Source organism: Mycobacteroides chelonae, assembly GCF_016767715.1.
Classification (GTDB): Bacteria; Actinomycetota; Actinomycetes; order Mycobacteriales; family Mycobacteriaceae; genus Mycobacterium; species Mycobacterium gwanakae.
Genome location: NZ_CP050145.1, coordinates 3,552,701 through 3,577,165, shown reverse-complemented (window position 1 = coordinate 3,577,165; position 24,465 = coordinate 3,552,701). Strand labels below are relative to the sequence as shown.

27 protein-coding genes are annotated in these 24,465 nt (G+C 61.1%); 15 read left to right on the top strand and 12 right to left on the bottom strand.

Features of this window, described 5'->3' with window-relative positions; all coding sequences use genetic code 11:
- Positions 1 to 31: 31 nt before the first annotated feature.
- The 4 genes from HBA99_RS17620 to HBA99_RS17605 all read right to left on the bottom strand — a co-directional run bounded on the left by HBA99_RS17620 (position 32) and on the right by HBA99_RS17605 (position 6,751).
- On the bottom strand, positions 32 to 1,195 hold the full coding sequence (locus HBA99_RS17620; RefSeq protein WP_070952173.1) for a DUF3322 and DUF2220 domain-containing protein: 1,164 nt from the start codon (positions 1,193 to 1,195) through the stop codon (positions 32 to 34).
- The gene (locus tag HBA99_RS17615) at positions 1,192 to 4,584 is read right to left on the bottom strand and encodes an ATP-binding protein (RefSeq protein WP_070952174.1); all 3,393 of its coding nucleotides are present in this window, start codon (positions 4,582 to 4,584) and stop codon (positions 1,192 to 1,194) included. Before HBA99_RS17615 ends, HBA99_RS17620 begins: the two co-directional genes overlap by 4 nt.
- Entirely contained in the window at positions 4,581 to 5,156 is a 576-nt protein-coding gene (locus HBA99_RS17610; RefSeq protein WP_165615246.1) for a DUF4194 domain-containing protein, read from the bottom strand. Before HBA99_RS17610 ends, HBA99_RS17615 begins: the two co-directional genes overlap by 4 nt.
- A gap of 74 nt (positions 5,157 to 5,230) precedes the next feature.
- Positions 5,231 to 6,751: a DUF3375 family protein gene (locus HBA99_RS17605; RefSeq protein WP_070952176.1), complete on the bottom strand. Its 1,521-nt coding sequence runs from the start codon at positions 6,749 to 6,751 to the stop codon at positions 5,231 to 5,233.
- Positions 6,752 to 7,215: 464 nt separating this feature from the next.
- Between HBA99_RS17605 and HBA99_RS17600 the strand changes: the two genes are divergently transcribed.
- The 8 genes from HBA99_RS17600 to HBA99_RS24950 all read left to right on the top strand — a co-directional run bounded on the left by HBA99_RS17600 (position 7,216) and on the right by HBA99_RS24950 (position 11,876).
- The gene (locus HBA99_RS17600) at positions 7,216 to 7,587 is read left to right on the top strand and encodes a hypothetical protein (protein WP_070952177.1); all 372 of its coding nucleotides are present in this window, start codon (positions 7,216 to 7,218) and stop codon (positions 7,585 to 7,587) included.
- Complete coding sequence (locus HBA99_RS17595; protein WP_070952178.1) at positions 7,577 to 8,146, top strand: DUF3558 family protein; 570 nt, start codon at positions 7,577 to 7,579, stop codon at positions 8,144 to 8,146. The genes HBA99_RS17600 and HBA99_RS17595 overlap by 11 nt, the downstream gene beginning before the upstream one ends.
- A gap of 78 nt (positions 8,147 to 8,224) precedes the next feature.
- The gene (locus HBA99_RS17590; protein WP_070952179.1) at positions 8,225 to 8,518 is read left to right on the top strand and encodes a hypothetical protein; all 294 of its coding nucleotides are present in this window, start codon (positions 8,225 to 8,227) and stop codon (positions 8,516 to 8,518) included.
- Positions 8,515 to 9,876, top strand: a complete 1,362-nt coding sequence (locus HBA99_RS17585; RefSeq protein ID WP_070952180.1) for an NlpC/P60 family protein — start codon at positions 8,515 to 8,517, stop codon at positions 9,874 to 9,876. Before HBA99_RS17590 ends, HBA99_RS17585 begins: the two co-directional genes overlap by 4 nt.
- Positions 9,873 to 10,421: a hypothetical protein gene (locus HBA99_RS17580; RefSeq protein WP_070952181.1), complete on the top strand. Its 549-nt coding sequence runs from the start codon at positions 9,873 to 9,875 to the stop codon at positions 10,419 to 10,421. The genes HBA99_RS17585 and HBA99_RS17580 overlap by 4 nt, the downstream gene beginning before the upstream one ends.
- 8 nt (positions 10,422 to 10,429) lie before the next feature.
- Positions 10,430 to 11,014 carry a hypothetical protein gene (locus HBA99_RS17575; protein WP_070952182.1) on the top strand — a complete coding sequence of 195 codons (585 nt, stop codon included), beginning with the start codon at positions 10,430 to 10,432 and terminating at the stop codon, positions 11,012 to 11,014.
- 71 nt (positions 11,015 to 11,085) lie between these two features.
- Complete coding sequence (locus HBA99_RS25135) at positions 11,086 to 11,283, top strand: hypothetical protein (protein WP_234798080.1); 198 nt, start codon at positions 11,086 to 11,088, stop codon at positions 11,281 to 11,283.
- A 467-nt stretch (positions 11,284 to 11,750) separates the two neighbouring features.
- Positions 11,751 to 11,876, top strand: a complete 126-nt coding sequence (locus HBA99_RS24950) for a hypothetical protein (RefSeq protein WP_268968002.1) — start codon at positions 11,751 to 11,753, stop codon at positions 11,874 to 11,876.
- 63 nt (positions 11,877 to 11,939) lie between these two features.
- On the opposite strand, the gene treA is transcribed toward HBA99_RS24950, so the two are convergent.
- Complete coding sequence (gene treA / locus HBA99_RS17565) at positions 11,940 to 13,580, bottom strand: alpha,alpha-trehalase TreA (RefSeq protein ID WP_268968094.1); 1,641 nt, start codon at positions 13,578 to 13,580, stop codon at positions 11,940 to 11,942.
- 697 nt (positions 13,581 to 14,277) lie between these two features.
- On the opposite strand from treA, the gene HBA99_RS17560 reads away from it, so the two are divergent.
- The gene (locus HBA99_RS17560; RefSeq protein ID WP_070952184.1) at positions 14,278 to 14,997 is read left to right on the top strand and encodes an alpha/beta hydrolase family protein; all 720 of its coding nucleotides are present in this window, start codon (positions 14,278 to 14,280) and stop codon (positions 14,995 to 14,997) included.
- A gap of 68 nt (positions 14,998 to 15,065) precedes the next feature.
- Here HBA99_RS17560 and HBA99_RS17555 read toward each other — a convergent pair whose 3' ends face one another.
- Positions 15,066 to 15,416, bottom strand: a complete 351-nt coding sequence (locus tag HBA99_RS17555) for a hypothetical protein (RefSeq protein ID WP_078322593.1) — start codon at positions 15,414 to 15,416, stop codon at positions 15,066 to 15,068.
- Between the two features lie 163 nt (positions 15,417 to 15,579).
- Positions 15,580 to 15,882, bottom strand: coding sequence for a WhiB family transcriptional regulator (locus tag HBA99_RS17550; RefSeq protein ID WP_064409326.1), 303 nt, complete (start codon positions 15,880 to 15,882; stop codon positions 15,580 to 15,582).
- A gap of 282 nt (positions 15,883 to 16,164) precedes the next feature.
- Between HBA99_RS17550 and HBA99_RS17545 the strand changes: the two genes are divergently transcribed.
- Positions 16,165 to 16,977 carry an N-acetylmuramoyl-L-alanine amidase-like domain-containing protein gene (locus HBA99_RS17545; protein WP_420063467.1) on the top strand — a complete coding sequence of 271 codons (813 nt, stop codon included), beginning with the start codon at positions 16,165 to 16,167 and terminating at the stop codon, positions 16,975 to 16,977.
- 28 nt (positions 16,978 to 17,005) lie between these two features.
- Here the strand turns inward: HBA99_RS17545 and HBA99_RS17540 are convergent, their stop codons facing one another.
- Together HBA99_RS17540 and HBA99_RS17535 are read right to left on the bottom strand one after the other, a co-directional pair.
- On the bottom strand, positions 17,006 to 17,332 hold the full coding sequence (locus tag HBA99_RS17540) for a hypothetical protein (protein ID WP_131822828.1): 327 nt from the start codon (positions 17,330 to 17,332) through the stop codon (positions 17,006 to 17,008).
- A gap of 9 nt (positions 17,333 to 17,341) precedes the next feature.
- A complete protein-coding gene (locus HBA99_RS17535) occupies positions 17,342 to 17,998 on the bottom strand; it encodes an MspA family porin (protein ID WP_070952186.1) in 657 nt (218 codons plus the stop codon).
- An 81-nt stretch (positions 17,999 to 18,079) separates the two neighbouring features.
- Between HBA99_RS17535 and HBA99_RS17530 the strand changes: the two genes are divergently transcribed.
- Positions 18,080 to 18,550 (top strand): MarR family winged helix-turn-helix transcriptional regulator, encoded by a 471-nt coding sequence (locus tag HBA99_RS17530; RefSeq protein ID WP_057969869.1) that lies wholly within the window; start codon positions 18,080 to 18,082, stop codon positions 18,548 to 18,550.
- Here the strand turns inward: HBA99_RS17530 and HBA99_RS17525 are convergent, their stop codons facing one another.
- The 3 genes from HBA99_RS17525 to HBA99_RS17515 all read right to left on the bottom strand — a co-directional run bounded on the left by HBA99_RS17525 (position 18,551) and on the right by HBA99_RS17515 (position 20,676).
- Complete coding sequence (locus HBA99_RS17525; RefSeq protein WP_057967198.1) at positions 18,551 to 19,075, bottom strand: hypothetical protein; 525 nt, start codon at positions 19,073 to 19,075, stop codon at positions 18,551 to 18,553. It lies immediately after the preceding gene.
- 157 nt (positions 19,076 to 19,232) lie between these two features.
- Positions 19,233 to 19,601: a SpoIIAA family protein gene (locus HBA99_RS17520; protein WP_057967193.1), complete on the bottom strand. Its 369-nt coding sequence runs from the start codon at positions 19,599 to 19,601 to the stop codon at positions 19,233 to 19,235.
- A gap of 31 nt (positions 19,602 to 19,632) precedes the next feature.
- Positions 19,633 to 20,676 carry an acyltransferase family protein gene (locus HBA99_RS17515; RefSeq protein WP_057967192.1) on the bottom strand — a complete coding sequence of 348 codons (1,044 nt, stop codon included), beginning with the start codon at positions 20,674 to 20,676 and terminating at the stop codon, positions 19,633 to 19,635.
- A gap of 208 nt (positions 20,677 to 20,884) precedes the next feature.
- Between HBA99_RS17515 and HBA99_RS17510 the strand changes: the two genes are divergently transcribed.
- The 4 genes from HBA99_RS17510 (at position 20,885) to HBA99_RS17495 (ending at position 24,460) form a co-directional block, all read left to right on the top strand.
- Positions 20,885 to 21,634, top strand: coding sequence for an SIR2 family NAD-dependent protein deacylase (locus tag HBA99_RS17510; RefSeq protein WP_057967191.1), 750 nt, complete (start codon positions 20,885 to 20,887; stop codon positions 21,632 to 21,634).
- A gap of 27 nt (positions 21,635 to 21,661) precedes the next feature.
- Positions 21,662 to 21,982 carry a P1 family peptidase gene (locus HBA99_RS17505; protein ID WP_081346168.1) on the top strand — a complete coding sequence of 107 codons (321 nt, stop codon included), beginning with the start codon at positions 21,662 to 21,664 and terminating at the stop codon, positions 21,980 to 21,982.
- Between the two features lie 105 nt (positions 21,983 to 22,087).
- Complete coding sequence (locus HBA99_RS17500; protein WP_234798104.1) at positions 22,088 to 22,978, top strand: SDR family NAD(P)-dependent oxidoreductase; 891 nt, start codon at positions 22,088 to 22,090, stop codon at positions 22,976 to 22,978.
- Between the two features lie 246 nt (positions 22,979 to 23,224).
- Positions 23,225 to 24,460: an FAD-dependent oxidoreductase gene (locus HBA99_RS17495; RefSeq protein ID WP_070940584.1), complete on the top strand. Its 1,236-nt coding sequence runs from the start codon at positions 23,225 to 23,227 to the stop codon at positions 24,458 to 24,460.
- Positions 24,461 to 24,465: the final 5 nt, after the last annotated feature.

Sequence of the window (24,465 nt, the reverse complement as noted above, 5' to 3'; positions counted from 1 at the left end):
TCCTAAGGATGTGCGAGCCTTCCTGGCCTCTTCAGCGCTGAGCGGTGAGGCGTTGCAGCTCCGCGATCGCGACCGGGAACGGGATTCGTTCCTGCTCGACGCGGCGATGCTGTGGCCAATCGGCGCTGACCAGGCACCGATAGACGGACCGTTCGCTGTCTGTGAGTGCGCCGAGGGGGTTCTCGGCTTGCGCGGCGAGACGACGGCCTCCTGGTGCGTCGCTGGTGCCGTACTGCTCGTATTGCTCATAGGCGGCGGCGTCCATCAGGATCGACTGTACGGTCGGCAGGACTTGGCGGAGTCGGTCGAGGATTTGGTAGCCGTCGGCGTCGATGTCACCCCAGTAGAGGACCTGTGATGCGCGCGCCACCCAGTCGAGTTGAGCGACGCGATGAGCGGCGTTGCCTTCAGTCCACACACTGATCAGTCCAGGAAAGCGCGGGAAAAGCAGTGCGGTGTCTTTGTTTTCGCACAGCACCACGACGCTCGGCTGATAAACCGGGCTGACGTTGTCGCCGAGCGTGTGCGAGTCCCATTGCCGCCCGCCGCTATCGATGTGTTGTGGGTCGCAGTACCGGAACCGAACCTCGCTGGGTCGCTGCGCGAGGTCGATGGACTCGATCCCGGCAAGCGCGGCGATCTCGCGGCGTTTGGAGTCGGTGAGCCATTTCGCGTGCACCCCGGCGATCGGAACTTGTCGAGGCGTTAACCCTTGCCAACTAGCGGGATTGGCGCGGAACCAGTCGGCGGCTCTGAGCAGGATGTCGAAGTCGAGTGCGTCCCAATCTCGGGTCCTGCGAAATACTGCCCCGATAAAAGCCGTGTCGAACTGCGCCTGTAGCCGGCTGAAACGGTACTGAGCTTGCTCGCGTCGGACTGTCCAGCTTCCGCCGGCGAACTGGACGCATGCGTCGAGGGAGGCGATGTCGATGTGCGTGGGGATTTCTTGAAGTGAGGTACCGACTCGGCGGGGCGTCTCGCGAAGGGTCACCCCGTCGGGGAGCAGAGCAGCAAACCACGTCGCCGCCCAGGGTTGAACGGTGTGCCAGCTCTTTTGCAGCGCACTCTTACTCGTCGACGGCAGCAGCGGCACCGTCAGTGGCTTGGGGAACGGCTCGTCGCCCGCAACGATCGCATGCAGGTGACTGTTCAGCCACCGGTCGAGGTGTACTCGAACGTGGTCGACTGTTTTCACAGTTGGTTCTCGGCGTTCTTCAATGTCATCTGCCACAGGCGGGATCGTTTGCGGTCGTCGATCGCGACTTCGTACACGACAGACGTTGCGTAGGTCATCGACATCGCCTTACCAACAGGCGTGGACACGATCGGTTGGAAGCCGAGTTTGCGCCACACATTCAGCGCCCGGAGCGTGTGCTCCGGGCCGGCTTTCGTCAGGGCTTCATCGAGGATGACTGTTGAGAATCGGGGCAGGGCAGAGCCTTCGCCGCTGACGTAGTAGCGGATCGCTGCGGCGAGGATGAACGACGTCAGTTCCTGCGTTTCACCACCGGACTGCTCACCAGAGAGCCGGTCGTAGGTGACTGACGGCATCACACCGGCAGGGTCGGATTTGCGGGCTTGCAGTTGCATGTGTTTGCGGACGTCAAACAATGTCTTGATCTTGTCGTCGGTAGATATCATGTGCATCACCGAGTCGAACCGCTCGTACCGGGCCGCGACGTCCTCATGCGACAGCGATTTTGTGGTGCGCGCAGCAAGCTCGCCGAGCGCGACCTGGAAATCCTTGGCTTCCTGCGGTTGTTCTTCGCGGACAATTTCCACTTCGAGGCGGCAGGAGCCATCGAAGTCGGCTTCGCGGAGCAGTGAGTTGACTTCATGCAGCCGGGACTTGATGTCGCGGCGAGCTGCTTCATAGCCTTCCGTCACCTGTCCGACGGTCATGTTGGTGTAGTCCATGACCTGCTGGGCGAACAGCTCCTGCGCCTCCTTGAGCCCCTCCAACGTGTTCTGGTTCAGGATGTATTCGTATGCCTCGTAATTCGCTTCAACCGCGCTCGCGATCTCGAAGTCCTTTGCCGCTGAAGCCTTTGGTAGCGCGTTGCCGAGCGGACCCGGCGGGAACGCGGCGTTGTATGAGTGCATCACCGCGAGAAGCGATTTCGCTGCGTCGTTCCGAGTCTTCGAGGCGGCTTGCAGCTTGGCGCCGAAGGCTCGAATCAGTGTTTGGGTGTTGGCTGGAACGAAGTGCTCACTGGCCAGTGTTTCGGTGCCGAAGGTCTCCCTAGCTTCAGCGTCAAGCCGCGCAGTGGTGGCGTCGTCGAGGGCAGCAACGCGCTCTTTGAGCTTTTCGATTTGCGCGTAGGCCAGGTCCTGGCGGGCAAGGTGCGTATCACGGTTCAACGTTGCTTGTTCGTACCACAGCCCGGCCCGTGCGGAGTCGCCTTGGGCTTTGGCGTGCGCCTTGTTCGCTGCTTCGGCCGCGTTCCGCAGCGCGATGACTTTGTCGCCGGACAATGCGTCGCGCTCAGCGATTTTCGCGGCGACGACGGCGGCTGCGGCGTGTGTGTCGTATGCCGGCCAGTTGTCTGCGGCGTCGATGAACCGCGTGTGTAGGTCCGCCGAGGCCGCGAGTTCGTCTTTTACGGTTTTCAGTTCGTTGCGGAGATCTGATGCTGCCTCCCATTCTGAGCGCAGGTCGGCGATTTCGGTGTGCAGTTTGGCGAGCAACGCTTCGGGTGAGAATCCGATGGAGCGTTGATCGGGTCGCAGTCCGCCGTGGACGCCGTCGTCGCCTTGGCGGACCTGCCCGTTGAGGCTGACACCTTTCTGGTTCGGGTTGAGTGCGTTGAGGGCTTCACCGTCGGCGACGCACATGTGCGCGAAGCGGTGGGCGATTTCGTGGGACAGCCAGCCGGTGTAGCGGTGGCTGGCGTATTGCAGCTTGGCTGCGAGTTGTTCGTCTGGTGCTTGGTGCAGATCCCGTGCACTGGTGGGGATTGCCTTGGAGCGGATGCGGGGTGGGCGTTTGTCGGCGTCGACTTTGCGGCGGAAGTCTTTGATCCGATCTTGCGGGACGAGCAGTGTTTGCGCGAACGAACCCATCACGCCTTCGGCGGCGGTACGCCACTGCTCGTGCTGAGTTTTGAGGTCGATCAGCTCTCCGACGAATTTAAGGTCTTCGGCGGGGATGCCGGTGATCCGCGCCCATTCGTCGCGGCGTTCGGTGAGGTGGCGGCTGAGGACGTCTTTGCGGCCGTTGTAGTAGTCGAATGTCTGTTGCTTGTCGTCGAGTTGGCGTTTGGTGTCGAAGAAGTATTGCTGCGCCGCTTCGAGTTCACCGTCGATGACCGTGGTCTGCGATTTCGCGTAAGCAAGGACTTGGGTCGATGCTGCGCGTTGTTCGTCGCGTTCGGCCACTGTTTCGGGGAGCGTGATTTCGTGGCCGATTTGCTCGGTGAGTCGTTCGCGTTGGAGGCGGACGGCTTCGAGGTCGCGGCGCGCGTAGGTGAGTTCGGTTTCGACTTCGCGTAGTCTTTCGCCGCCGCCGTTGCGGTATGCGCGGTCGGTGTCGAGCATTTCCTGCTTCGCCTTTTCGGTGGCAGCTTCGGCTGCGTCCCTGGCTCGGCGCGCTTGCTGTGCGGTGTCTTCGAGGGCGTCGTGTTCGGCGGCGAGCAGGTCGTAGCTGCGTTGGTGGAACCACCGGTAAAACGGGGTGTTGTGGTCCATTGAGCCGCGTTCGACGCCGAATCCGATGTCACGGTAGAACTTTCCGGTGGTGGTACTGCTGCTGTAGGTGTCCCACTGTCCTGGCAGGCTTTGCAGGATTTCGTGGCGCGTTTCGCGGTCGGTCATCTGCTGGTATGTTTCGCGGACCTTTTCCCATCCGCTGCGGGACTCGCGGACGGCGGCGAACAGCTCTTCGGGTTCGTCGAGGATGATGCCGGAGAACAGCCAGTTGACGGTGGGGATCTCGCTGCTCGATTGCAGTCGGTACAGCACGTCGGTGAGAGATTTTTCGCGGTCGCTCATCCCGAATTGCTCGAACAGCCATTGCCGGTTTCGGGTGCGGTTCTTCGCGATTGTCATGCCGGGGAATGCTTCTCGCAGTGCTGCTGGTTTGAAGACGGGTGCGTTGTGCGGTGACTTGGTGTACGGGTCGAGGTTGGTGATTGCGAACTGTCCGTCGATGTGGCCGTGAACCTCAGCACTTGGCTTGTCGTCGTGCGTATTCATGTACCAGGCGGAGAACATGGTGACGGTGCGACCGTCGATGTTGCACCACGTTAATGCGACACCACTCCATGTGGCGCGGCCTCCGCGCAGGTCGTAGTAGACGGTGCTGCGGCCGTCGCTGTCTTTGCCGTAACGGCCTCGGACGTAGGTCGGGATTGAGCGTGGAGAGGAGCCGCTGCCGCTGGATGCGCGGTTGAAGTCGCGGCCGGGATGTAGCAGCGCAGATACGGCGTCCATGAGGGTTGATTTGCCGGTGCCGGAGTCGCCGCTGATGACGGTGACCTCGGTGGGTGGTGCCGGGTCGAGTTGGAAATGCCCGTTAAACCCGCCCCAGTTGTAGGTTTGCAGGCCGTACAGGCACCAGCGGTCGATCCTCAGCGCGGTTGTCATTCCGTGTCACCAGCCTCGGCGTCGGTGTCATCTTCGCTGTTGGGACCGCCTAGCATTTCGGCCATGTGGTGCAGCGCGTCTGCTGTGTAGATGACGGGAACTGCGGGCGAGATTTCCCATTCTGTTGCGCCGTCGCTTGGTTTGGCGCCGACGATCAGGTCGGCTTCGTGGAGCGCTTCGAGGGCTGCGCTGGCGTTGGATGCGCGCGCAGTGCGGTTGCGGTCTGCGTCGGTGAGTAGGGAGTTGAATGCTTCCTCGAAGTCGCGCAGGGTGACCTTCGTGGTGGCGCGGTTCGCGAGGCGCGCGCGGTGCCAGCGGTCGTAGACGGTGAGCACTCCAGCGGCGAATTCACGGCTCATGCGCCGTGAACGCAACACCTTCAACGGCTTGTGTTTGTCGTCGGATGGTGTTATCTGCGCCTTGTACGCTATACGTTGCTCGGTGCTGATGATGATGTCGATGTAGAATTCATGGAAGCGTGACCGGATCAGTTTCTCGTGCTTTTCGAGGGTCTGCCATAGCTGAAGGTGCTTGTTGCCGTTGAAGACTCGATCCATGAGCAGGCGGATCATCACCTGGCGGACGTCGGCGTCAGTGGTGCCGAGATCGCCGTCGAATAGTGGCTCGTTGCGTGTTGTGAGTTCGCTCATTGTCGTATATCCGTGAGTTTGATGAAGGAGATGGCCGGCACTTCGCAGGCGATCACTTCTCCTTCTGGTCCGGTGGTTTCGATAGTTACTCGCCTACCGGCGTGTTCGTGGATTGAACCGTCGTCGCCGTGTCGGGTGGCGTAGGTGAAGTATGGGAATAGCTCAACCCAGCGGCGAAGATTGTGCGGTGCATCGGCCCAGACGTCCGCCAATGAGATTGTTACTCCGTCATCTGCATCCGTCAGGGCGCGGCTGATATGGGCTTCAATTTCGCGTGGATGCGGTTCGCCCCAGCGGGCGAGATAATCCAAATTCATTGGTGCGGCGTCGGATACGTCGCCGTTGTCCAATGGCGGGGTGTCTTCGGCGACCGCGCGGACGATTGGTGAGGCAGGTGCGGCACCAATGTCTGCGTTTACAGGTTCGGGCAGAGCATCGATAGGCAGTGTGCGACTGTCGTTGTCGCGGAGCGCTTTCCAGGCGCGCCGCAGTGCGTCGGTCCAACCGCCGCGGGCGAGGGATTCTGTCCGACGCCGGAATGCGTCTGCTGCGTCTTCGAGGTTGTCGGTAAATACGGTTAGGAGCGGAGCGAACTGGTTGTAGAGCCCGACGGGGTAGTCGCGCAATTCACGGATTTCGTTGGCGAGTAGCACTTCGGCTTGCTCGCTATTGATGATGGCGTCGGTGTTGCGTCCGAACTTCAATCTCAGTTCGGCATCGGAGAGGATGTCGCTGGCCTCGCGGGCGGCGCGGCCTTGCGAGTTGTCGAGCACCCTGCGCCATGCCTCGTCGTAGGCGTGGATGTGGGTGATGCCGTCCATCTCGTCGGCGGCGATTTCGTCGAGGAACTTGCGGCGCTCTTTCGGAAGTTGCTGCGCCGCATACACTATTCCGAGTCTGATGCGGCGTTGGAGGGCGCGAATGTTGTCGTACCAGTGTTGGAAGTCGTCGAGGGTGATACCCGCTTCTTCGCCTTCGAGGATGCGTAGTTCGCGTTCTTCGAGTGCGGCGATTTCAGCGCGGATGCGGGCCAGTTGGCGGTCGCGGTCGCCGCTGACCTTGGCGGCCATATCTTCCATCTGTTCGATGAGGACGCCGACCTGACGGGCGCCGGTGTCGCGGCGTGCGGTGGTGAGCTGTCGAAGCCATTCAAGGGATTCGTGGGTTTCTGCCGTGCGGCTATAGACGGGTGTTCCGGCTTCGCCATCAGGCGTCTTCCATAGCCAACCACCGTCCACCCAGCTTCGACACAGAGCTTGTACGGAAGCGCTGCCGCCATCGACTTCACGGGTGCGTGGTGTTGCGATTCCTGCCTGGTGCAGTGTCCGGAGGACTGTTTCAACATCCCCCTCGAACTCGTCCGCGGGGATTGCTTCACGGTCGGGCGCGAAGGTGTTGTCGAGCACCGTGACGAGCACTTCGGGGTGCTCTAGTCGGAGCAGGGTGACTGCCGCGTGTTTGCGGGTGACGTTCACAAGCGTGTTGTGATCGACGATCAACTCGGCAATCGGTTTCATGCGCGCACCATGTTCAACTAGCCCCCTGACACAAATTGTGGACTACTAGAGTCTGTTTACCTGGTGCTACCGACAAAACGCCTCGGGTCAGTGCAACGGCCCGGGTAAACACCTGGTCAACACCCACTTTCGCTGACATCGACGGGTGGACGCCTCACATCCAGCGCTGGCTGGCGCGGCGAACCCGATACCGAGGCCAGCTGGGACTAGTGCGGCGGCAGCTACGACGATGCGCATTCGGCTGGCGACGCTAATGGTTGTTTTCTCCCTCCGTTGAAGTTGAGCGGCAGATTGCAAGATCACGTGCAGGTCGGGGGTGGTAACGCCGGAGTCCAGGGTGCCTGCGGGCCCTGGCTTACGTGGTACCCGATCTATCTCCTTTGCCAAGCGCCCGGCTCGCCGGGGTTTCCTGGCCTACGATTGGCGCGTCGGCCGCACGCACGGCCACCATTCGGAGGGGAACGATGTCGATCGAAGACCTGATCAGCAACGCAAATGCTGGGCAGCTGGTGTTGCACATGGATGACGAGGCTTTCAACCAGCTGATCACGGCCTGCGATACCTACGTTGATTCGTTGCGCGATTTGCACCGCGATGCAACGAATCTGAGCTATCACCGTCTGGGGTTCTCGGAGGATCACCTTCCCTCGGGCGCCCAGCTTGCGCGCGAGTTCCAAGACAAGGCGGGCGCTCCGCAGAACAGTGCGGCAGCCACCTTCAAGTCGCACATCGATCGCGTCGAGGAGTTCAAGTCGCTGTTCATTGCAGCCCGTAAGGCGTACCAGCAGACAGACGAACACAACGCGCGCAACTTCAAGCCGGGCGATGGCCACTAGCCGATGCGTGCGGCCGGCCGTCGCGGCGGTGTCGGCCGCCTTGCTCGTCTCGTGCAGCCACTCGGGTATTCAGCCCAGCGCAAGCACCACGAGCGCCGTAACCACCACAACGTCCGCCGCTGCTACCAACGCTAAGGGTCGCCCCACGGTCACATTCGATCCGTGCACACAGATCCCGGCGGGTGTCATCGCACAGCAGAAACTAGATCGACGCCCGCCTAAGCCGAATCGCTCAAGCGACGGGGACATCGAGAACAACACCTGTGGTTACCTGGCGCAGAAAGACTACGGAGTGACGGTCGCCGCCTCGAACTACACACTCGACATGGACAAGAAGGCATACCCCGATTCGACGGAACTCGAAATCAACGGTCGGCGGGCGCGGAGCTTCCACCTGTTCGAGGGAAACACCGATACATGTGCCATCGACGTCGAGGCGCCTTTCGGTGTCTACGGGGTCAAGATCGACAGCACCTCTAGCAAGTTCGGTGAGTTCCCCGACTGCTTGGCCGCAGCACGTGCGCATCTGGATGCTTTCCTGCCCTATCTCCGTGCGTAGCAAACGGTTGGACTCTGGCCGGGACCGGTAACTACACGTATAGTTTTCCGGATATCCACGATCAGAGGGGGGCCTCTTATGCCTGAAGAACCGCTTAGCGTCCATCCCGAGACGTTGATCCGGCAGGCGAATCTGCTATTGGACGGAGTAGCTCAATCCAAGTCCGAGCACAGCGGCCACCACGACGCCCTCGCATCGACTGGATTCGGGATGCTCGAAGCCAGCAAGGCGGCCTTGACGAAGGCGCACGAGGCGCTGGTTGACCAGATGCGCATGCTGCACCACCAGCTGACCCAGCACGGGGTAGCGACGCAGGAGTTCAGCGGGTCGGTTGTCCAACTGGACGATCAGAACCGGGACGGCTTCAAGTGACCACCTGCGACGGTGTTGAGCACTGGGACGCCGAAGGGCTCAAAAACGTCATCGGGACCATGGATGGTATTCACACGTCACACGTCAAGCTCGGCGACACCCTCGACGGCGTGCAGGCCAACCTCGAAAGCTGGGGCGGACTCACGGCTGAGGCATGGCGGGCATATCACGGCAAGATACGCGTCGACGTCGATGCACAAGGACACCAAGCCAAGGCTGTCGCAGACAAGCTGCGACCTTTGTACGACGAAGTTTTGGGCATCAAGAGCCGGTTCCGCTACCTCAAGGCGACGATCGAGAACAACGGTCACTTCGGCGACGACGGCCAGATGGTGCACTGGAAGCTCAACAATGACGGCTCCATCGACACCGGCGGTACCACCAAGAGCGCCGATGAGGCCTTCGCCAGGCAACAACTCGAAGATGAGATGAAAGAGCTGCTGCACAAGGCCGATGGCGTAGACCGAGAGATCGCCGACGCGCTCGCGGCCATCACCACCCCGGGCGGGGTGCCGGCGAACGGGCCGCACTTCGGGCAGCCCGCGCCGACACCTACTCAGGAGCCGAAGCCGGACGATCCGCGCAAGCCTGACCCGACGATCGCTGCGGGTGCACTCACGCCCGCCGATCAGCTTCCGTTGCCCGCCAAGGACGGAACCCTGCCGAGCCTCACGGAAGCGAACGCACGGCACACGGGGCCGGAAAACGGCAAAGACTTCCTGCACAACAATCCCCGGCCTTCGCCGCTCCTTGCAGGGCTGTCGGCGAACGAATGGCGGCAACGGCTGGCCAACTTCAAACCAGGCGATCCGCTGCCCGATCCGCGAACTCCCACGGGCGACAAGAACATTGACACCATTGCACACGCTGCCGGGCAACAGAACACGACCTACGCATGGGGTGGCAACCGGGACAAAGACGGCCCATCTGTCGGCACACTGCACGGCGACCCTCCACCGGGCACTCCCGGTGAGGACCCTCTCGGCGGCGGTGCCCACAAGTACCAGGACAACCTGCGAACCGGCTACGACTGCGGCGGCCTGGTCCGCTACTCGCTGGAGCAGGGTGCAGGCATAGACGTTGACCAGGGCACCAACACCATTGACCGGGGTGGAAGGCTGGAGCGCGTGGCACCATTGGTCCCCGGCGCGAGTGTCGGCAACGACAACACCCAGGCTGGCAACATTCTGATATTCGGAGGCTCTCAGCCTTGGGCGGCCAACTGGGACACGACGCACACGGGCATCTACATCGGCAACGGGTTCATGATCAACGCGCCACAATCGGGCGACGCGGTACGGGTGGATGCTGTGAAGGGCCACGGTGACGCCGACATTCTGCGGATACCGGGATCATGAAACGAGCGATCGTCGTGCTGGCCGCCCTGGCAGTGGCCTGTACACCAACGGCGACGGAAACCAAACCTGTCGCCACAACCACCGCGATCAGTGATCCGGCGCTGAGCGCACGATTCACCAAGGTCCTGTGGCCAACGATCATGGACTACAGGTACTACGGCCAAGGGGACCCACAATCCCCGCCGGGACCGGATTCCGATATGGCCAAATTCAAGGCGGTGTTAGCGCCGGGAGCAACGGCCGACGTCAAGCACCGCGCACAAGGCATTGGCGAAGTGCTCGGACCCGATGGGGTAGCGCTCGGCGAGACCAACAATGTGAATCTCGCGAACACCTCAATTACGGATCTCAACGGTTCTGATGCGACGGTACTTGCTTGCTACACATACGACTTCACCGCGCGTAGCGAGTATCCCCACACCAACGACCACGCGGTTCCAGGCGCATCAGAAGTCACATTCACCCTGCATAAGGGCAACGACTGGCTCGTGAGTGACATCGCCAATAATCACACGGTGCCCGACTGCCAATCCAGTAAGGCGTAAATCGATACATGACCACTCTGATTTTCGCGGCCGATCAGGCCGACAAGGGCTCCGAATTGGCGGCGCTGGTGGCCTTTGTTTTTAGCAGTGGCGTTCTCGGCTCGATCGTTGGCATCGGTTCCTACGAGATGCTCGCTGATCTGGCCGCTCGCCATTCTAAGTACACCCGGTGGCTCGCATTCTGTTGCTTCCTTGTCGCATTCTGTGCGTTGGCATTCGGTGTCGGGGCGGGCGTAATTTCCGCTTTCACAGGCCAGTTTGATGGGCGTACCTACCTGGCGCTGGGAGGCCCCACGTTAGGGGGCTTCGCATACGCCCTCAACAAGTACTCGGCCGGGCAATCGGATCGACACGCCTTGGAGAGGTCGCGCATGATCGCTGAACTCACAGCTGAACGCCTAGCGACCCACGAAGCTGAAATGGCAATCGACGAAAGGCAGGCGAAGGCCCGGATCATGGATATCGAAATGGCCAAAGCTGAGCTCGACCTTCAGCGGGCCAGTCTCGAGCTTGAGCGGGCCAGTCTCGACCTTGAGCAGAAAAGGAAGCAGCTCGGACTCAGCGAATCACCGGACGACTCGGATCGATCCTGATTACGCCGCCCGCAACGGAGCCCCACTGCGGGGTTCCGCGAGCGGGGACACACCCTTAACATCGAACACACGTGTTCGATCGATGGGCCAGCCACTCGAGGTTCCCAACACTCAAGCGGGTCTATTGCCAGGTGTACGTCAACATGCGCCGGGCGCTGCTGGAGAGCGTTGGCGGGGCCATCGGGAGATGCATCATCTCGGTGCGCGCGGAGGGGCTCCGCATCGAGGAGTGGATGCGCGGCTATCAGATCGCGTGGATGCGGACGTAGGGTGGTCCAGATCGACGTGCTCAGTGACAACGAAATGTTGAGTGTGACGATGGCCCTCTGGTTAGCTCCGAGCATGTTCCATGTCGACCGGCCGGACGGTTTCTACGAGAGTCCGTACCGACGTCGCTATCGGTGAATGCTCAGATTGGTGTGTTGAATCTTTCAACAACCGTCGGGTTCCTGCAGGCCGCATCAAGTCTCAACAGGTCCGAATCTGTCCGGGAAATGACCTGCGTATATGCTCTCAAGTCAAGGGGTTCGAGTCCCCTTAGCTCGACCATAACGGGCCTACGCGAACCCCTGACCGTCACGGTCAGGGCGAGTCGGTCCGCTCTGGGAGAACCAACGCTAAGAGCCTCGGCAATGCCGGGGCTCTTGTGTTTTTTGTAGGGACTGGTAACGCGGTTGTGGCTGGTCTGGCGTCGTGTGACCGCTGTGCAGGCGGGGGATCGGCAAAAAGTGGTGTTGTGGTCGATGATGGCATCGTCGACTTGTTCAGCGGCCAGGTATGGCAGATCGCAGAGGCCGTCTTGACGGGCGTGGCACAGGAAGTAGCCGTAGCGGCGTCCACCTCGCCGGTGGCTTCGGTGTAGAGGAGGCGCGCAGATTCTGACTACCCGGCTCAAGTCGGGGCTAGCGGTGCGAAACTACCGGCCTCACATGCCGTAGAGGTCAAGCAGTTTCAGTGTGACGCCATTGGTCCAGCCGAAGCCGTCTTGCAGCGGGTACTCGCCGCCGCCTCCAACCCGCGCGCTGCCGCCCTCGACCACGTACTTCTCGACCAGCTTATCTTCTGTGGAATAGACGTGTTTCACGGTGTCGAGGAAGCGGACGCCGATTTCTTTGGCAAGCGCGGGCTCTCCATAGCGGCGCAAGCCATCGACCGCGATCCATTGCAGCGGCGCCCAACCGTTGGGTGCGTCCCACTGTTGGCCGGTGGTCGTGGTGGTCGTTAGCAGACCGCCGGGTTGCAGCAGCGTGTTGCGCGTTGCGATGGCTGTCATCTTGGCGCGCTCGGGTGACGCAACGCCGGTGAACAACGGATATAGGGAGGCCGCGGTGATCGCATCACGGGGCTGACGCAGCTGCCAGTCGTAGTCGCCGTAGTAACCGTGTTCGTTCCAAAGGTAGCGGTTGACTGCACTGGCGCGCTGCTGGGCGCGAGTCGAGAAGTCGGCAGTGCACGAGGCATCGCCCGTGATGGTGCAGCCTTTGGCGATTGTTGTCTCAAGTTGGAACATCAAGCTGTTCAGGTCGATTGGCACGATCGCGGTAGTTCGGATGCTCGCGAGCGTCTTGCCATCGCCGAGCCAGCGTGAGCTGTAGTCCCAGCCGCTCTCGGCGCCGGCCCGTAGGTCGCGCCATACTTCGTTTGCAGGACGGCCAGGTGCTTCCTCGGCGGTCTTGGTGTCTTCGAGATATGACTCATCACGTCTGGTGTCGCTGGCGTCCCAGTAGCGGTTGAGGACCGTGCCGTCGGGCATGGTAACCACATGGCGTGCCGCGGTGCCTGGCGGAGTTTCGTGCTCGCCCTGCATCCAGTACTCGTGCTCTTTGCGCAGCGCTGGCAGGTACTTTCGATAAATGCCATCGCCTTCCGCCTGCGCGGCGAGGTCCACCATGTTCGCGAAGAAGGGCGGTTGGGAGCGGCTCGCGTAATACGTGCGATTGCCGTTTGGCACATGACCTATCGTGTTGATGAGGTGCGCGAAGTTGTCGAGCATGTCATCGACGAGGTCCTCACGTCCGGACACCTGCAGGCCGAGCATGGTGGAGTACGTGTCCCAGTAATAGCCCTCCTGGAACCGTCCGCCCGGCACTACATACGGTTTGGGTAGCGCGATCAACGAACTGTTCGGCGGCACAGTGACGCTCGCTCGTGTGAGCCTGGGCCACAGCCAGTCGATGTGTTCGCGCAGTGTCTGGTTTGGCGGTGGCGTGATGTGCTCAGCGGCAGGTGGTGTGAAGTGCTGTTCGGTGAACGCCTTGAGGGAAAAACCCGGTTCTGCTCTTTGTTGCCGGTATAGCTGAACGATTGAGGCCGGGTCCGTATCTAACGTTGAATCGACAAAAGTCTTTTGATCGGGGTAAAGCTGTGCGCTCTGCACCGCAACGAAGAGATCGCCATAGAGTTGGTTTGGTGGCTGCGGCAGCGCCGTATTCGCGGTCGGCCGCGCCGGCTGTGTATCGGCCCGGTGGTCGCTTTCTGTCTGCGAGACACAGCTCGTGATGGTCATGCAGGCGGTGACTATTGCAAGGGTTTTGCGAAGCAGTGGTGCAGATTTCGGGTTAGTCAACCTGGCTGGTGCGGCCTGCAGTCGATTCAACGTGCGTGTCTCCTATTGTGGTTCTTGGGGTTTAGCCGCAGAGGTGACCTTACGGCAGGCCAACCGCAAGAAACCCGACGCCTGCGGGGTGCAGGCGCCTTCCTCGGTGGCGCAGTGACTGCGCCATCCGATGTCCAGGTCTCGTGCCGTGGATGCCTCTGCGGTGGCGTGGATAGGAGTTTATACGTAGGTCGGGAATGATGGTGGCGGTCCTCAAATTGAAGCCGCACGAAGACGGAAGTGGCTGACCGCGATTCGCCGCGAACCCCAAACATCATGGGGAGCTTGCAAGCTTTGCGCGTGACGTTTTCGACGCGACAGTGGCTCACTGGTCCAGTCCATTGCGACAAGCCGTTCTTGAACAAGCTGCGGACCGCTGTGGGTGCTGGGCAGAAGCTTGCGAAGGCGCCGGCTGTGGCACAGACATCCCAGCCCTGGCTGCTCGTGTGCTCAGTGATCGCTAGTCCGATCCCACGTCCGCACCGGTAACCAATACAGAAGGCATCTGTTTCTCATCTCGCCGCGTTGGGTTGAGCGGAGATACGCGGTCCCACCTGAAGCGGGCTATACCAATTGGTCTACTATCACTTTGGTGGTGCACGCTTGGTTTAGGCCCCGTGACTCTGTTCAATGCTTGTACGTGTGAACCTGATTCGGAAGGGAAGCGATGCCACAAAAGAGGCGACTGGTCTACGGAGATCACCCGAGTCAATACGTCGACATTCTTGAGCCGGCCGCGCCTGCTCTGGGCCTGCTTTTTGTTATCCATGGCGGTTTCTGGCGAGAAGCGCTGGGTGCTGAACTCACCGCACCGATAGCCGAAGACCTGTGCGCCGAGGGCTTTCTCGTCGCGAATATCGAGTACCGCAGGGTCGGCGGTGGCGGAGGGTGGCCACAAACATTTGACGATGTCACCGCGGCGGCCGAAGCGGCCAGACGCGCCAATCCAGATCTCACGCAATCATTTGTGGTGGGACACTCCGCCGGCGGACATCTCGCTCTTCTTGCCCTTGCTGCCGGATCGGCCGACTTCGCCGTCGCGTTGGCTCCTGTTAGCGACATCGACCGCGCATTGCGGGAGAATCTCGGTGATGGTGCTGCGGCAGAATTTCTTGGGGCCGTGGGAATTTCGCCGAATGAGGTTGCGTCGGCATCGCCGGTTCGCAAGCTTGGGCACCGGCGGCATCATGTCCTCGTACATGGCGTGCGTGACATCAATATCCCCGTCGAACACTCCCAGCACTACGTCTCCGCTGCGAGAGCACTGGAGACTCCCGCTGACTATTTCGAATTCTCCGAACTGGACCACTTCGATCTGATCGACCCGTCCTCGTCGGCTTGGTATGCGGCCAAACAGTGGATTCGGTGTCAGCTGAAGCCGAGGTAAGCCGGTCTCCGCCCGCAGGCCCGCCGCACGGATTACCGGTACGGCGGGCCGAGCGTGTGGCCCCGTGCTTAGGCCACGAAGACGGCGAGTTGCACCCTGATATCGACTCCGAAGTCGATGAATCCGCGGACTCGTACGCCGCCGTTGTCAGGCACAACATTGTGGACTTGGCAGACGGCGTTGCCCTGGAAGGGCACATCCTGGGCGTTGACTTCCGAAGTGGACACCATGACCACACTGAACGGACTCACGCCCGGAATAGCCAGGCGCGTTCGATATCCGCCGTGGGATGTCACAACAAATCGCTTCACGATGGCCTGAACGTCGGCCTCTTGGCTGTCGTTTTCTCCCACAGCGTCCAACGGCTCGGCCACCGTGTCAGTGAATGTCGTCTCGGAAACTTTCTCGCTAGTTGTCATTGTTCCTCCATGAATTGATGACGTCGGCAGGAATTGTGATGCACATAATTCCCAATGGGCCCTTAAATTTTCGGCCTCACAATGACCTCAGGCACGAGTAGTTGACTACCTGCGTTGAGAAGTAGTTAACGGCGCAGAACGCCAGGCGTGGATCGCACTTCGGTCAGCCGATCGCAGACTTCCGTGCGGCGATACGTAGCCGGATCTTTTGGCGTTCGGCTTCGGACATGCCACCCCACATCCCATGAGGTTCTTCGATCTCCAGAGCGTAGGTAAGGCAGAGCGTTGTCACGGGGCAGCGTCGACACACTGCTCTGGCGTGCTGTTCCCGGAGTCTTCGTTCAATGGGGCGTTCGTCGTCATCGGAGTAGAACAGGTCGTGGTTGGCGTTTCGGCACGCGCCCAGTAGCTGCCATGCGAACCCCGCGCTAAGAGCCGTCGTCTCGGCTACCCGAACATCTTCCACGCAAATCCTTCCCGCGCATGTCCGCTACCTTCAGCGTTGTTGACAGAAACCTCACACGAATTGGTTGCCTTGATGTGAATTAGACGTTGCACCAATGAAATCAACCGTCAGGCGGTGTCCATTCGTCTCGTAGGAGCCCAAAAGTGCACGCGCATTGCGTAAAGTGCGGCAGAGTGGGCGTCGGGCGAGGCCGGTGACCAGCCTGGTTCTGCTCTGCACTGTGATGTGTTAGCTGAGCTATCCGGGACGTGGAGAGGAAGGCGTCAGACCGTGACCCCGATAATGCGACGAATTTCAGAACGACGCGGTTACCGCATGTTCGCATTGCTCGCACTGATCTGTGCGTTGTGCGCCCCGCCTGTGGCCGCGGCTGACACTGTGCAGATCAGCCCGGCGAATGAACGTCGGCTCCAAGAGCTACTGGCAGAGCGAAACCGTATTGGAGCCGATTACCCGGGGCAGCTGAGTGCCGCGGTGTCGGCACTCTTTCTGCACGTGCCCTACGGTGCCAACACCTTGATTGGATCCGCTTCGGTCCCCGAGCAGTTGGTCGTTGAACTCACGCACGTGGACTGCTTCACGTACGCCGACTATGTCGAAGCGTTGAAGCGGTCCAGTAATCGCGCCGATTTCATCGCTCAGCTGACACAGATCCGGTACCGCGGGGGTGAAATCAGCTTCACGCAACGCCGCCACTTCTTTACCGATTGGGCCGCAGACGCTCCCATCAATGCCACCGATGTGACGGCCAGCCTCGGGGCAGCCGCGGAACAGGTCGCCAAGATACTGAATTTGAAGGATTCCGGCGGAAACTACCTGCCCGGACTCCCGACGCGGCCGCGCACGGTTACCTACATACCGAGCGCCCGTGTTTCCGATGGCGTCATCGCGAATCTCCACGACGGTGACTACCTCGGCGCCTACGCGACGGCTGGCGGGCTCGATGTCACCCATGTAGGAATCTTCCTGCACACATCGAACGGGCCGGTGCTGCGCAACGCCTCGTCATTGCGTGCGAACAACCAAATCGTCGACACGCCGCTGGGGGAATATCTGGGCACGGTTCCGGGAATTGTCGTACTGCGACCGATTTGATGAAGCCCACAGTGGCGCCTGCTTCTGACTAGGGGGCGGGGCTCAGCGTATCCGCCGAAGTGCTTACTCCTGAGATGCCACGGGAAGCGTTGGGCGGAAACAGGGTTGATGCCGCGGGACTCAGGGTGTCCGCCGATACGGATACCCCCGAGCGTCCTGGGGGTAGCAGTGGAACCCCTATAGCCGCGGGGTATCCCGGAGGTCCGTACTGCAGCGCCCCGATCACCGGTGGGGGTGGGGGCGCTACCGGGCCGGGGTCGGCGTATGCGATGCCGGTGCTCGCGAACAGCACCAGGGTGCTGCTCGCGAGCAGGACGGCTCCACCATGCTGACAAATTATGTTGAACAGAAACATGTCTCGCTCCTAGTTCAGGACGTAGGGGTCGCCATACACGGACAGTTGTGTTTGTTGAACCGCGCTGGCGACCGCGAATGTCGCGTAGGAGCGCACAGTCACCGGGCCGCCGCAGGCATCCACCTTCAAGTGGACGTCTTGCATATCTAGTCGCCCTACGCCTGCCGTCACCGGCATGGTGCCCATCGCGACGGTGGTGATCACGCCCGGTTGCAGGTCGGTTTGTACGAAGCCGCCGATCGCCCCGCTGCCGCCTACCTGTACTCCCGGCTGGCCGCTGACGGTCGCCCCGACCGACCCCGTCAACTGCCCGGTGCCGCCAATCTGAAGGCCCTGCGACACGTCGATCTGGCAGCCGACTTGGTAGCCCGCGACGAAATTGGCCGCGGTGACGGGATTGCTGCCGTTACCACCGATGTTCGCCTGCGCGGACAGCGTCATGAACGCCTCGCGCGAGTTCTGTGCGCCGGCCAGGTTTGGGGCCGCATTGATCACCTCGCCCGAGAGGGCAACGGTCAGATTCCAGCCATCGAAGGTCGTGCGTTGGCTGGATTGCGGAGCCATCTCGGCGGGGGCGGCCCAGCTGGATGCCGGCATCGCTAGGGCGCACCCGATGGCCACCACAGTCGCTCCGGCGAACCAACCGGAGCGCTTCGATCCATCCATAATGATCGCCTCCTCAAATAGTTTGTATAACACTAACGATTTGATTAAAACAGATGATCAAGATAGATGTACTGTTGGGGCATGACCGAGTTCCCGCCGGAGGATCACCCCAGGCCAGCGGGGTTGTTTGGACCACTGTTCGAGATTCTTCTGCGTCGCATGCATGTCGAAGTGGCTGCCGTACTGGGTGAGCACGAACTGCGACTCCTGCATATCGGCGTGCTCAACGTCTTGGATGCGGCCGGCAAGCAGTCGCAGGCGGACCTCGCCGACGCCTTGCGGGTAGACAAGACCACGATGGTTGGGCTTTTGAACGATCTGGAAGCTGTTGGCTTCATCGAGCGGCAGCGGTCCCCGGAGGATCGCCGCCGCCACGATGTGGTGATGACTCCGCTCGGAAAGCGCCGGTACGCCGAGATAGTCGACGGGCTCAGGGGAGCAGAGGCCCGGGTGCTCTCCGCCTTGAGTGCCACACAGCGATGTGAACTTTTCGTGTTGCTCGAAAAGGCATTCCTGGCGGAGTCCGGGGATGCCGCGGCCGACGGCGATTGATCAGGTGAGGCCGGTGACGAACCGGATTCGGCCCTGCACCGTGATGTGATAGCTGATGCGGTGGAGCACCGCATCGCTGTCGCGCACGGCCAGATCGACGAGTAGGCCGTCGAACAGACTCTGGATCGTCTGTCCGGGCTGTAGTCCGATGCCGGTGCGTGTCCTGAAACGCCAACGGTCGACGGCGAATCCGGCGTCGATCGCCTGATGCCGATCGAAGATCGAGCTCAGGGTTGCGAAGGGGATGGCGCTGTCCACCTGGAACCACGGGAAGGCCCCGGCAGGAATAGGAATGTTGTGCCGCGTCGTGATCGCCTTGAAGGCATCGCTCATGTTCGGGGAGATCAACGCTTGATTTCGTGACCAATCCACGCTGGTCTGTCCGGGCATGTTGACGATGGCGACGCCATTTGTCTGGAAGACAAAGCGTTGATCGACGATCGACGACGGTTGTTGCTCGTTGACCGCCAGCGCCACCGGAGTGAAGAAGTGTGACTGACTTTCGAAGTTCGGAATGAGGACCATGATGCACGCGCCTTTCGTCGCCGGATGAATGTTCTTCCAGCGCAGGGCCATTGCGATAGATCCGTTGTCGTGCTCGGCCGAACGTTGGTGATGCGACGGTATGGGGGCGCCGGAGCAGAGGCGCGAGTAGTGCGCTACCCGACTTCGGTTTACGGTCTCAGTGTGCAGCCCATGCTTTGGCGCGCTCCAGCTCGTTCAGGCCGAACATCGCGATCTCGCCGGGAACCATCCATGAGAGCGCATGCAACGTGTGCGCTACCCATTCCTTGTCAGTCACCACGGCGATCTTTTTGAAGGCCGAATGGCGCTGGAAAAGCATCCCGAAGCCCAGCTTCAGATCTTCGGCCAGCCCGCCGGAGCCAAAACCCTCGTAGTCGCTGGCGATGACCTCAACGATCCGTAGTTCATCTGACGCCAGTGATTGTTCGATGACTGGTGTGAACTCGCGTAGTTCGTCGCCGGCCAGCCTGCCGGACACCCGGAATCCAATGACGCCCTCCGGCATATCAGTCAATTTTTCGATCATCGTTCCATCGTGCTGCAGACCCGTTTGCCTATCAAGGCACGGGTGCACGCCGGAATCGAGCTTTGAGCGACATCGCATGTTTTTCCACCACGAACCAGCTCAGTGCCGCCAGTGGCAGGGTGAGTGCAGTCGCAACCAGGAAGAACAGGAATGGTGGCAGGACGGCGAGTCCTGCGACGGCCAGCAGCTGCTGGATGGGGAATGCGTAGATGTAGACGCCATACGACAAGTCGTTGCCTAGGTTGAGTCTTTTGTCATGGATGAGGGCACCGGACACGATGACCACATACGCCAATGGCAGGGCGCCGATTACTCGATAGTTGGAGGTCAGTCCCGAGAGCGCAAGAATGCCAAGGCATATCGCGACAAAGGACCATCGTGCGGGCAGGGCGTCTCGATACTGGTGTAGCAGCGCCCCGGCCGCGAACATCAGCGCAAACCGCGCCACCATCTGCGGAATGGTCTCCATCGCGAAGACCGGATACGACAGATATGCTGCGGCACAGAGGAATAACACGAAAGCGGCGGGAACAACCCATTGCCGCTTCAGTGCTCCCGTTATTCCCAGAGCCGCCACCGCGATGTAGCAGACGAATTCGAAGATGAGCGTCCAGATCGACCCGTTCCAGATGCCAGGCCACGGAATGTTGCGCGGTGTTCCGTCGATACCGGCGTAGAACACGTTGAGCATGGCGTTGTTGAGGAAGTACTCGAACGGTTTGGAAGAGCCCAATAAGCTCGCTGCCGAGCCGCCTTGGATGGCGACGCTGACGGGGGCGATGACGAACGCCGTGATCGCCAGGCATATCCATAAGCCGGGGAAGATGCGCAAAGCGCGGGCGATGAAGAAGTCGCGCGGACTGGGGTGGCGCATCCAGCTTGCGGTGATGAGAAACCCTGACAATGCGAAGAAGCCGTCGACACCTACTTGTGCCAGTAGTCCTTCGTATGCGGGGAACGGCAGGCGGTGTCCGGTGAGTGGCCAGGAATGCCACAAAATGACGGTCGTCGCCAACCCGAGCCGCCACGCGTTCAGCGCGTTCTGTCGAGGATCGAATACTTGTCCGAGAGTCATCTGACCCCCTGCGTAGAGCTAGGTGCGCACCCACTAGGTGGCGTTGTCGAACTATGCGGCGAATGCTTACGCCCGTTGCGCGGCCCCGTGCGACCGGGATGAGCGCACCATGCGCCCAATCAAGATCATGGATGACGATTTCTCGGCCAGATAATTGGAAAACGCCCATTTTCGACCTGGCTGGTCGGTGTAGGCGAGAATTTGGTTGATGAAACAGGTAGAGGTACCCGAAGAGCTGGTCGCCGCCGCGGCGAAGGCGCGGACCGTCGCGGTGCTCACCGGCGCTGGCATGTCCGCCGAAAGCGGGCTGCCCACCTTTCGCGATGCGCAGACCGGACTGTGGTCGAAGTACGACCCGATGACATTGGCGACACCGGAAGCCTGGAACGAAGACCCTGGGCTGGTGTGGGCGTGGTATCAGAATCGGCGCATCCAGCTGATGGCGGTGCAGCCCAACGACGGCCACCGCGCGTTGGCGCAGTGGGGATCTCGCCGTGACGTCAAGATTGTCACCCAGAACGTGGATGACCTCCATGAACGTGCCGGCAGTGCAGAGGTCACCCATGTTCACGGCAGCCTGCTCAAATCGCATTGCGACACCTGCCGGACAGGATTTGACGTGAGTGTCGCCGTGCCCGAGTCCGAGCGGGTCGCACCGCCCGAGTGCGACTGCGGCGGAAAAGTCCGGCCGAGCATCGTGTGGTTCGGCGAGATGCTTCCCGAGGTCGAGTTCGGTCACGCCGTCGCGCATGCGCAGAACTGTGAATTGATGTTGCTCATCGGGACCTCCGGCATCGTGTATCCGGCGGCGGGACTGCCGCAGCTGGCACTGAGTCGTGGGGCGACGGTTATCGAGATCAACCCGCAGGAGACCGACCTGTCCTACCGTGCGGATCTCGTGTGGCGGGCCACCGCTGCCACTGCACTGCCGGCCCTGGTAGAGGCACTTTCGCTCTAGCGGGCGGGCTGAGTACCGTTGGCCCGTATGGGAAACACACGAAGTATCGGCATCCCTCGGGTAGGTGTGGGGCACTGGACCAACGGGGCGGCCGAGACCGGCTGTACCGTCATATCTCTGCCGCCGGGCACATGCGCGTCCTGTGAGGTGCGCGGCGGTGCGCCAGCCTCCCGCGAGCTGGCCGCGTTGGCTCCGGACAAGTCGGTCGTCGCGATCGATGCGGTGGTACTGACTGGTGGTTCCGCCTTCGGACTCGCGGCCGCCGACGGCGCCATGCGATTCTTCGAGGAGTCGGGTAGGGGAGTGCCGTTCGTGCCGCCCACCCTTGCGCCGGTTACGTTATTTTAGATAACGTATCTATCGAGACGGGTATTCACCTCAACGTCGAGGTGAATGTGGATGGAGGCATGCGTGTTTGAGCAGCCGGGCAATGACATCCGATTCGACGGACGGGTGGCGATCGTCACCGGCGCCGGTGGTGGGCTTGGGCGCGAATACGCTCTACTGCTCGCCAGTCGCGGCGCCAAGGTCCTCGTCAACGACATCGGATCACCCGACGAACTGTTGGGCACCGGGAGCTCCGATACCCCGGCCAATTCGGTGGTCGCCGAAATTCACGCACTGGGTGGTGAGGCCATCGCCGACACGAATACCGTCGCCACCGGGGACGGCGGACGGGCGATTGTCGCCGCCGCCTTGGACGCATGGGGGCAAGTTGATGTCGTCATCAACAACGCCGGAATCGTCGGCCCGATCAAGACATTCGCCGAACTCACCGACGAGGACGTCGATACCGTGCTCGGTGTTCAGTTGCGCGGCCCGTTCAATGTACTGCGTCCGGCGTGGAAGGCGATGGTGGACCAGGGATACGGGCGGATACTCAACATCTCCTCCAGCAGCATGTTCGGCCAGGGTGAGGCGTGCACCTATCCGACCGCCAAGGCCGCAATGATCGGCATGACAACCAATCTGGGTCTCGCCGGACCGGCGTACGGCATCAAGGTGAACGCGCTACTCCCGGTCGGGTTCACGCGGATGGTGGAAAACATGCCCGAGCCTGCGCTCAGTTGGCTTCGTGAAACCTTCCCGGCGGCAGCCGTGGCGCCGGTCGCGGCCTTCCTGGTGTCCGAAGATGTGCCATGTTCCGGTATCAGCTTCAGCGCCGGTGGTGGACGTTTCGCACGGGTTCTCCTCAGCGAGACGCACGGGGTGACCTCGACGGATCTCACCATCGAGGAGGTGCGCGAGAGATTCGACGCGGCGATGGAGACTGCCGGCGCCGCCCCTATCGCCAACGTGGGTGATGAACTAGCGCTCTATGCGGCCGCGCTTACCGCGACATGATGGCGTGGTGTTCCTGGACAATGCCGCGACCAACTGTCGCATCAGCCCACAGTGGCTGACCTGGTACAGGTTCGATTGCTCTGCGGTGCTCCTACTGGGTTGCGTGGGATCAAAGACTGAACTGGACGGTCGGCAGACTCGAAAAGCACAACGCCACTGACCATATTCGTGATGTGGAGCGCGCAACCCGGCGCGCAACATCGATACCAAGGAACCTGACAAGTCGTCTGGGTGAGGTGGTGAACGATGGCCGATTTTCGGACAACGGTGTGCATTGTGGGAGCGGGCCCAGCAGGCATGCTGCTGGGCTTGCTATTGGCCCGTGCCGATATAGAAGTAGTTGTACTAGAGCAACATTCAGACTTCATTCGGGACTTTCGCGGCGATACGGTGCATCCCTCGACCTTGGAAATCATCGCCGAGCTTGGCCTGTACGATGAATTTGAACGGCTATCACACCAGAAGGTCTCAACTGTCGGTGTGGTGCAGGATGGGAAGCGTTTCAACATAGCCGATTTCAATAAGCTCGCTGTTCGTTTCCCTTACATCGCATTGGTGCCACAGTGGGACTTCCTGTCCCTTCTGGCGCGAGAGGCAAAGCGATACGACAATTTTCGGCTTCTCATGTCAACTCAGGCGCTGGGCGTGACGCGCGATCGCGGTCGCATCACGGGCGTCAGGTTTCGCGACCGTTCAGGAGAATTTCGTATCGAGGCGGCACTTACAGTGGCTGCCGACGGTCGTCATTCGGCACTGCGCAGCGATATCGCGTTTACACCGAAGGATCTTGGATGCGCCCTCGATGTTGTCTTCTTCAGGCTGCCCCGACTGGAAACTGATCCCGCAGAGGGCATTTGTGTGCGCCTGGGACGGGGAAAGATCTTCGGAGCTACCGATCGCGGCAACTACTGGCAGATGTCGTATGAGACAAGTCGCGGTGGTTTCGAAATACTGCGGAGTCAAGGGATAGAAGCCTTGCGTGCGGACTTGGCGCGGTTGGTGCCGTTCATGGCAGACCGAGTTGACGATATACGTGGGATCCACGATGTCAGCGTGTTGCAATGCCGTATCGACCGGCTTCGTCGCTGGCATGTACCCGGGCTGCTTTTCATCGGTGACGCGGCGCATGCCATGTCGCCGGTGGCCGGACTTGGCGTCAACCTCGCCATCCAGGACGCGGTGGCAGCCGCAAATATTCTGTGGCAGCCCATACGGCTTGCACAGGCAGCTGGTATCGAAATTGACTGTGCCGCTTTGGCGAAGGTTCAGCGCAGACGGTGGGCGCCGACAGTGCTGTCGCAAGGATTGCAACGAATGGTTCAGCGGTTCGGTATCGATGGCGCCTTGAGCGGAAGGCGGCAGCCGCGGTTCCCGGAGGTTCTCGATCGATTTGAAGTGCTGCAAAAGTCCATGAGCCACGTGATTGGTGTCGGGTTCGGGCCCGAGCACGTGCGCTCCCCGCAGCACGCCTGCGCTAGATGAGGAGA

Coding starts and splice junctions, on each gene's coding strand:
- HBA99_RS17495 (WP_070940584.1), top strand. CDS start 23,225: ATGGCCGATTTTCGGACAACGGTGTGCATTGTGGGAGCGGGCCCAGCA.
- HBA99_RS17545 (WP_420063467.1), top strand. CDS start 16,165: ATGCGACGAATTTCAGAACGACGCGGTTACCGCATGTTCGCATTGCTC.
- HBA99_RS17605 (WP_070952176.1), bottom strand. CDS start 6,751: ATGAAACCGATTGCCGAGTTGATCGTCGATCACAACACGCTTGTGAAC.
- HBA99_RS17575 (WP_070952182.1), top strand. CDS start 10,430: ATGACCACTCTGATTTTCGCGGCCGATCAGGCCGACAAGGGCTCCGAA.
- HBA99_RS17600 (WP_070952177.1), top strand. CDS start 7,216: ATGTCGATCGAAGACCTGATCAGCAACGCAAATGCTGGGCAGCTGGTG.
- HBA99_RS17610 (WP_165615246.1), bottom strand. CDS start 5,156: ATGATCCGCCTGCTCATGGATCGAGTCTTCAACGGCAACAAGCACCTT.
- HBA99_RS17580 (WP_070952181.1), top strand. CDS start 9,873: ATGAAACGAGCGATCGTCGTGCTGGCCGCCCTGGCAGTGGCCTGTACA.
- HBA99_RS17530 (WP_057969869.1), top strand. CDS start 18,080: ATGACCGAGTTCCCGCCGGAGGATCACCCCAGGCCAGCGGGGTTGTTT.
- HBA99_RS17560 (WP_070952184.1), top strand. CDS start 14,278: ATGCCACAAAAGAGGCGACTGGTCTACGGAGATCACCCGAGTCAATAC.
- HBA99_RS17615 (WP_070952174.1), bottom strand. CDS start 4,584: ATGACAACCGCGCTGAGGATCGACCGCTGGTGCCTGTACGGCCTGCAA.
- HBA99_RS17510 (WP_057967191.1), top strand. CDS start 20,885: ATGAAACAGGTAGAGGTACCCGAAGAGCTGGTCGCCGCCGCGGCGAAG.
- HBA99_RS17590 (WP_070952179.1), top strand. CDS start 8,225: ATGCCTGAAGAACCGCTTAGCGTCCATCCCGAGACGTTGATCCGGCAG.
- HBA99_RS17515 (WP_057967192.1), bottom strand. CDS start 20,676: ATGACTCTCGGACAAGTATTCGATCCTCGACAGAACGCGCTGAACGCG.
- HBA99_RS17555 (WP_078322593.1), bottom strand. CDS start 15,416: ATGACAACTAGCGAGAAAGTTTCCGAGACGACATTCACTGACACGGTG.
- HBA99_RS17535 (WP_070952186.1), bottom strand. CDS start 17,998: ATGGATGGATCGAAGCGCTCCGGTTGGTTCGCCGGAGCGACTGTGGTG.
- HBA99_RS17595 (WP_070952178.1), top strand. CDS start 7,577: ATGGCCACTAGCCGATGCGTGCGGCCGGCCGTCGCGGCGGTGTCGGCC.
- HBA99_RS17505 (WP_081346168.1), top strand. CDS start 21,662: ATGGGAAACACACGAAGTATCGGCATCCCTCGGGTAGGTGTGGGGCAC.
- HBA99_RS17525 (WP_057967198.1), bottom strand. CDS start 19,075: ATGGTCCTCATTCCGAACTTCGAAAGTCAGTCACACTTCTTCACTCCG.
- HBA99_RS17520 (WP_057967193.1), bottom strand. CDS start 19,601: ATGATCGAAAAATTGACTGATATGCCGGAGGGCGTCATTGGATTCCGG.
- HBA99_RS17540 (WP_131822828.1), bottom strand. CDS start 17,332: ATGTTTCTGTTCAACATAATTTGTCAGCATGGTGGAGCCGTCCTGCTC.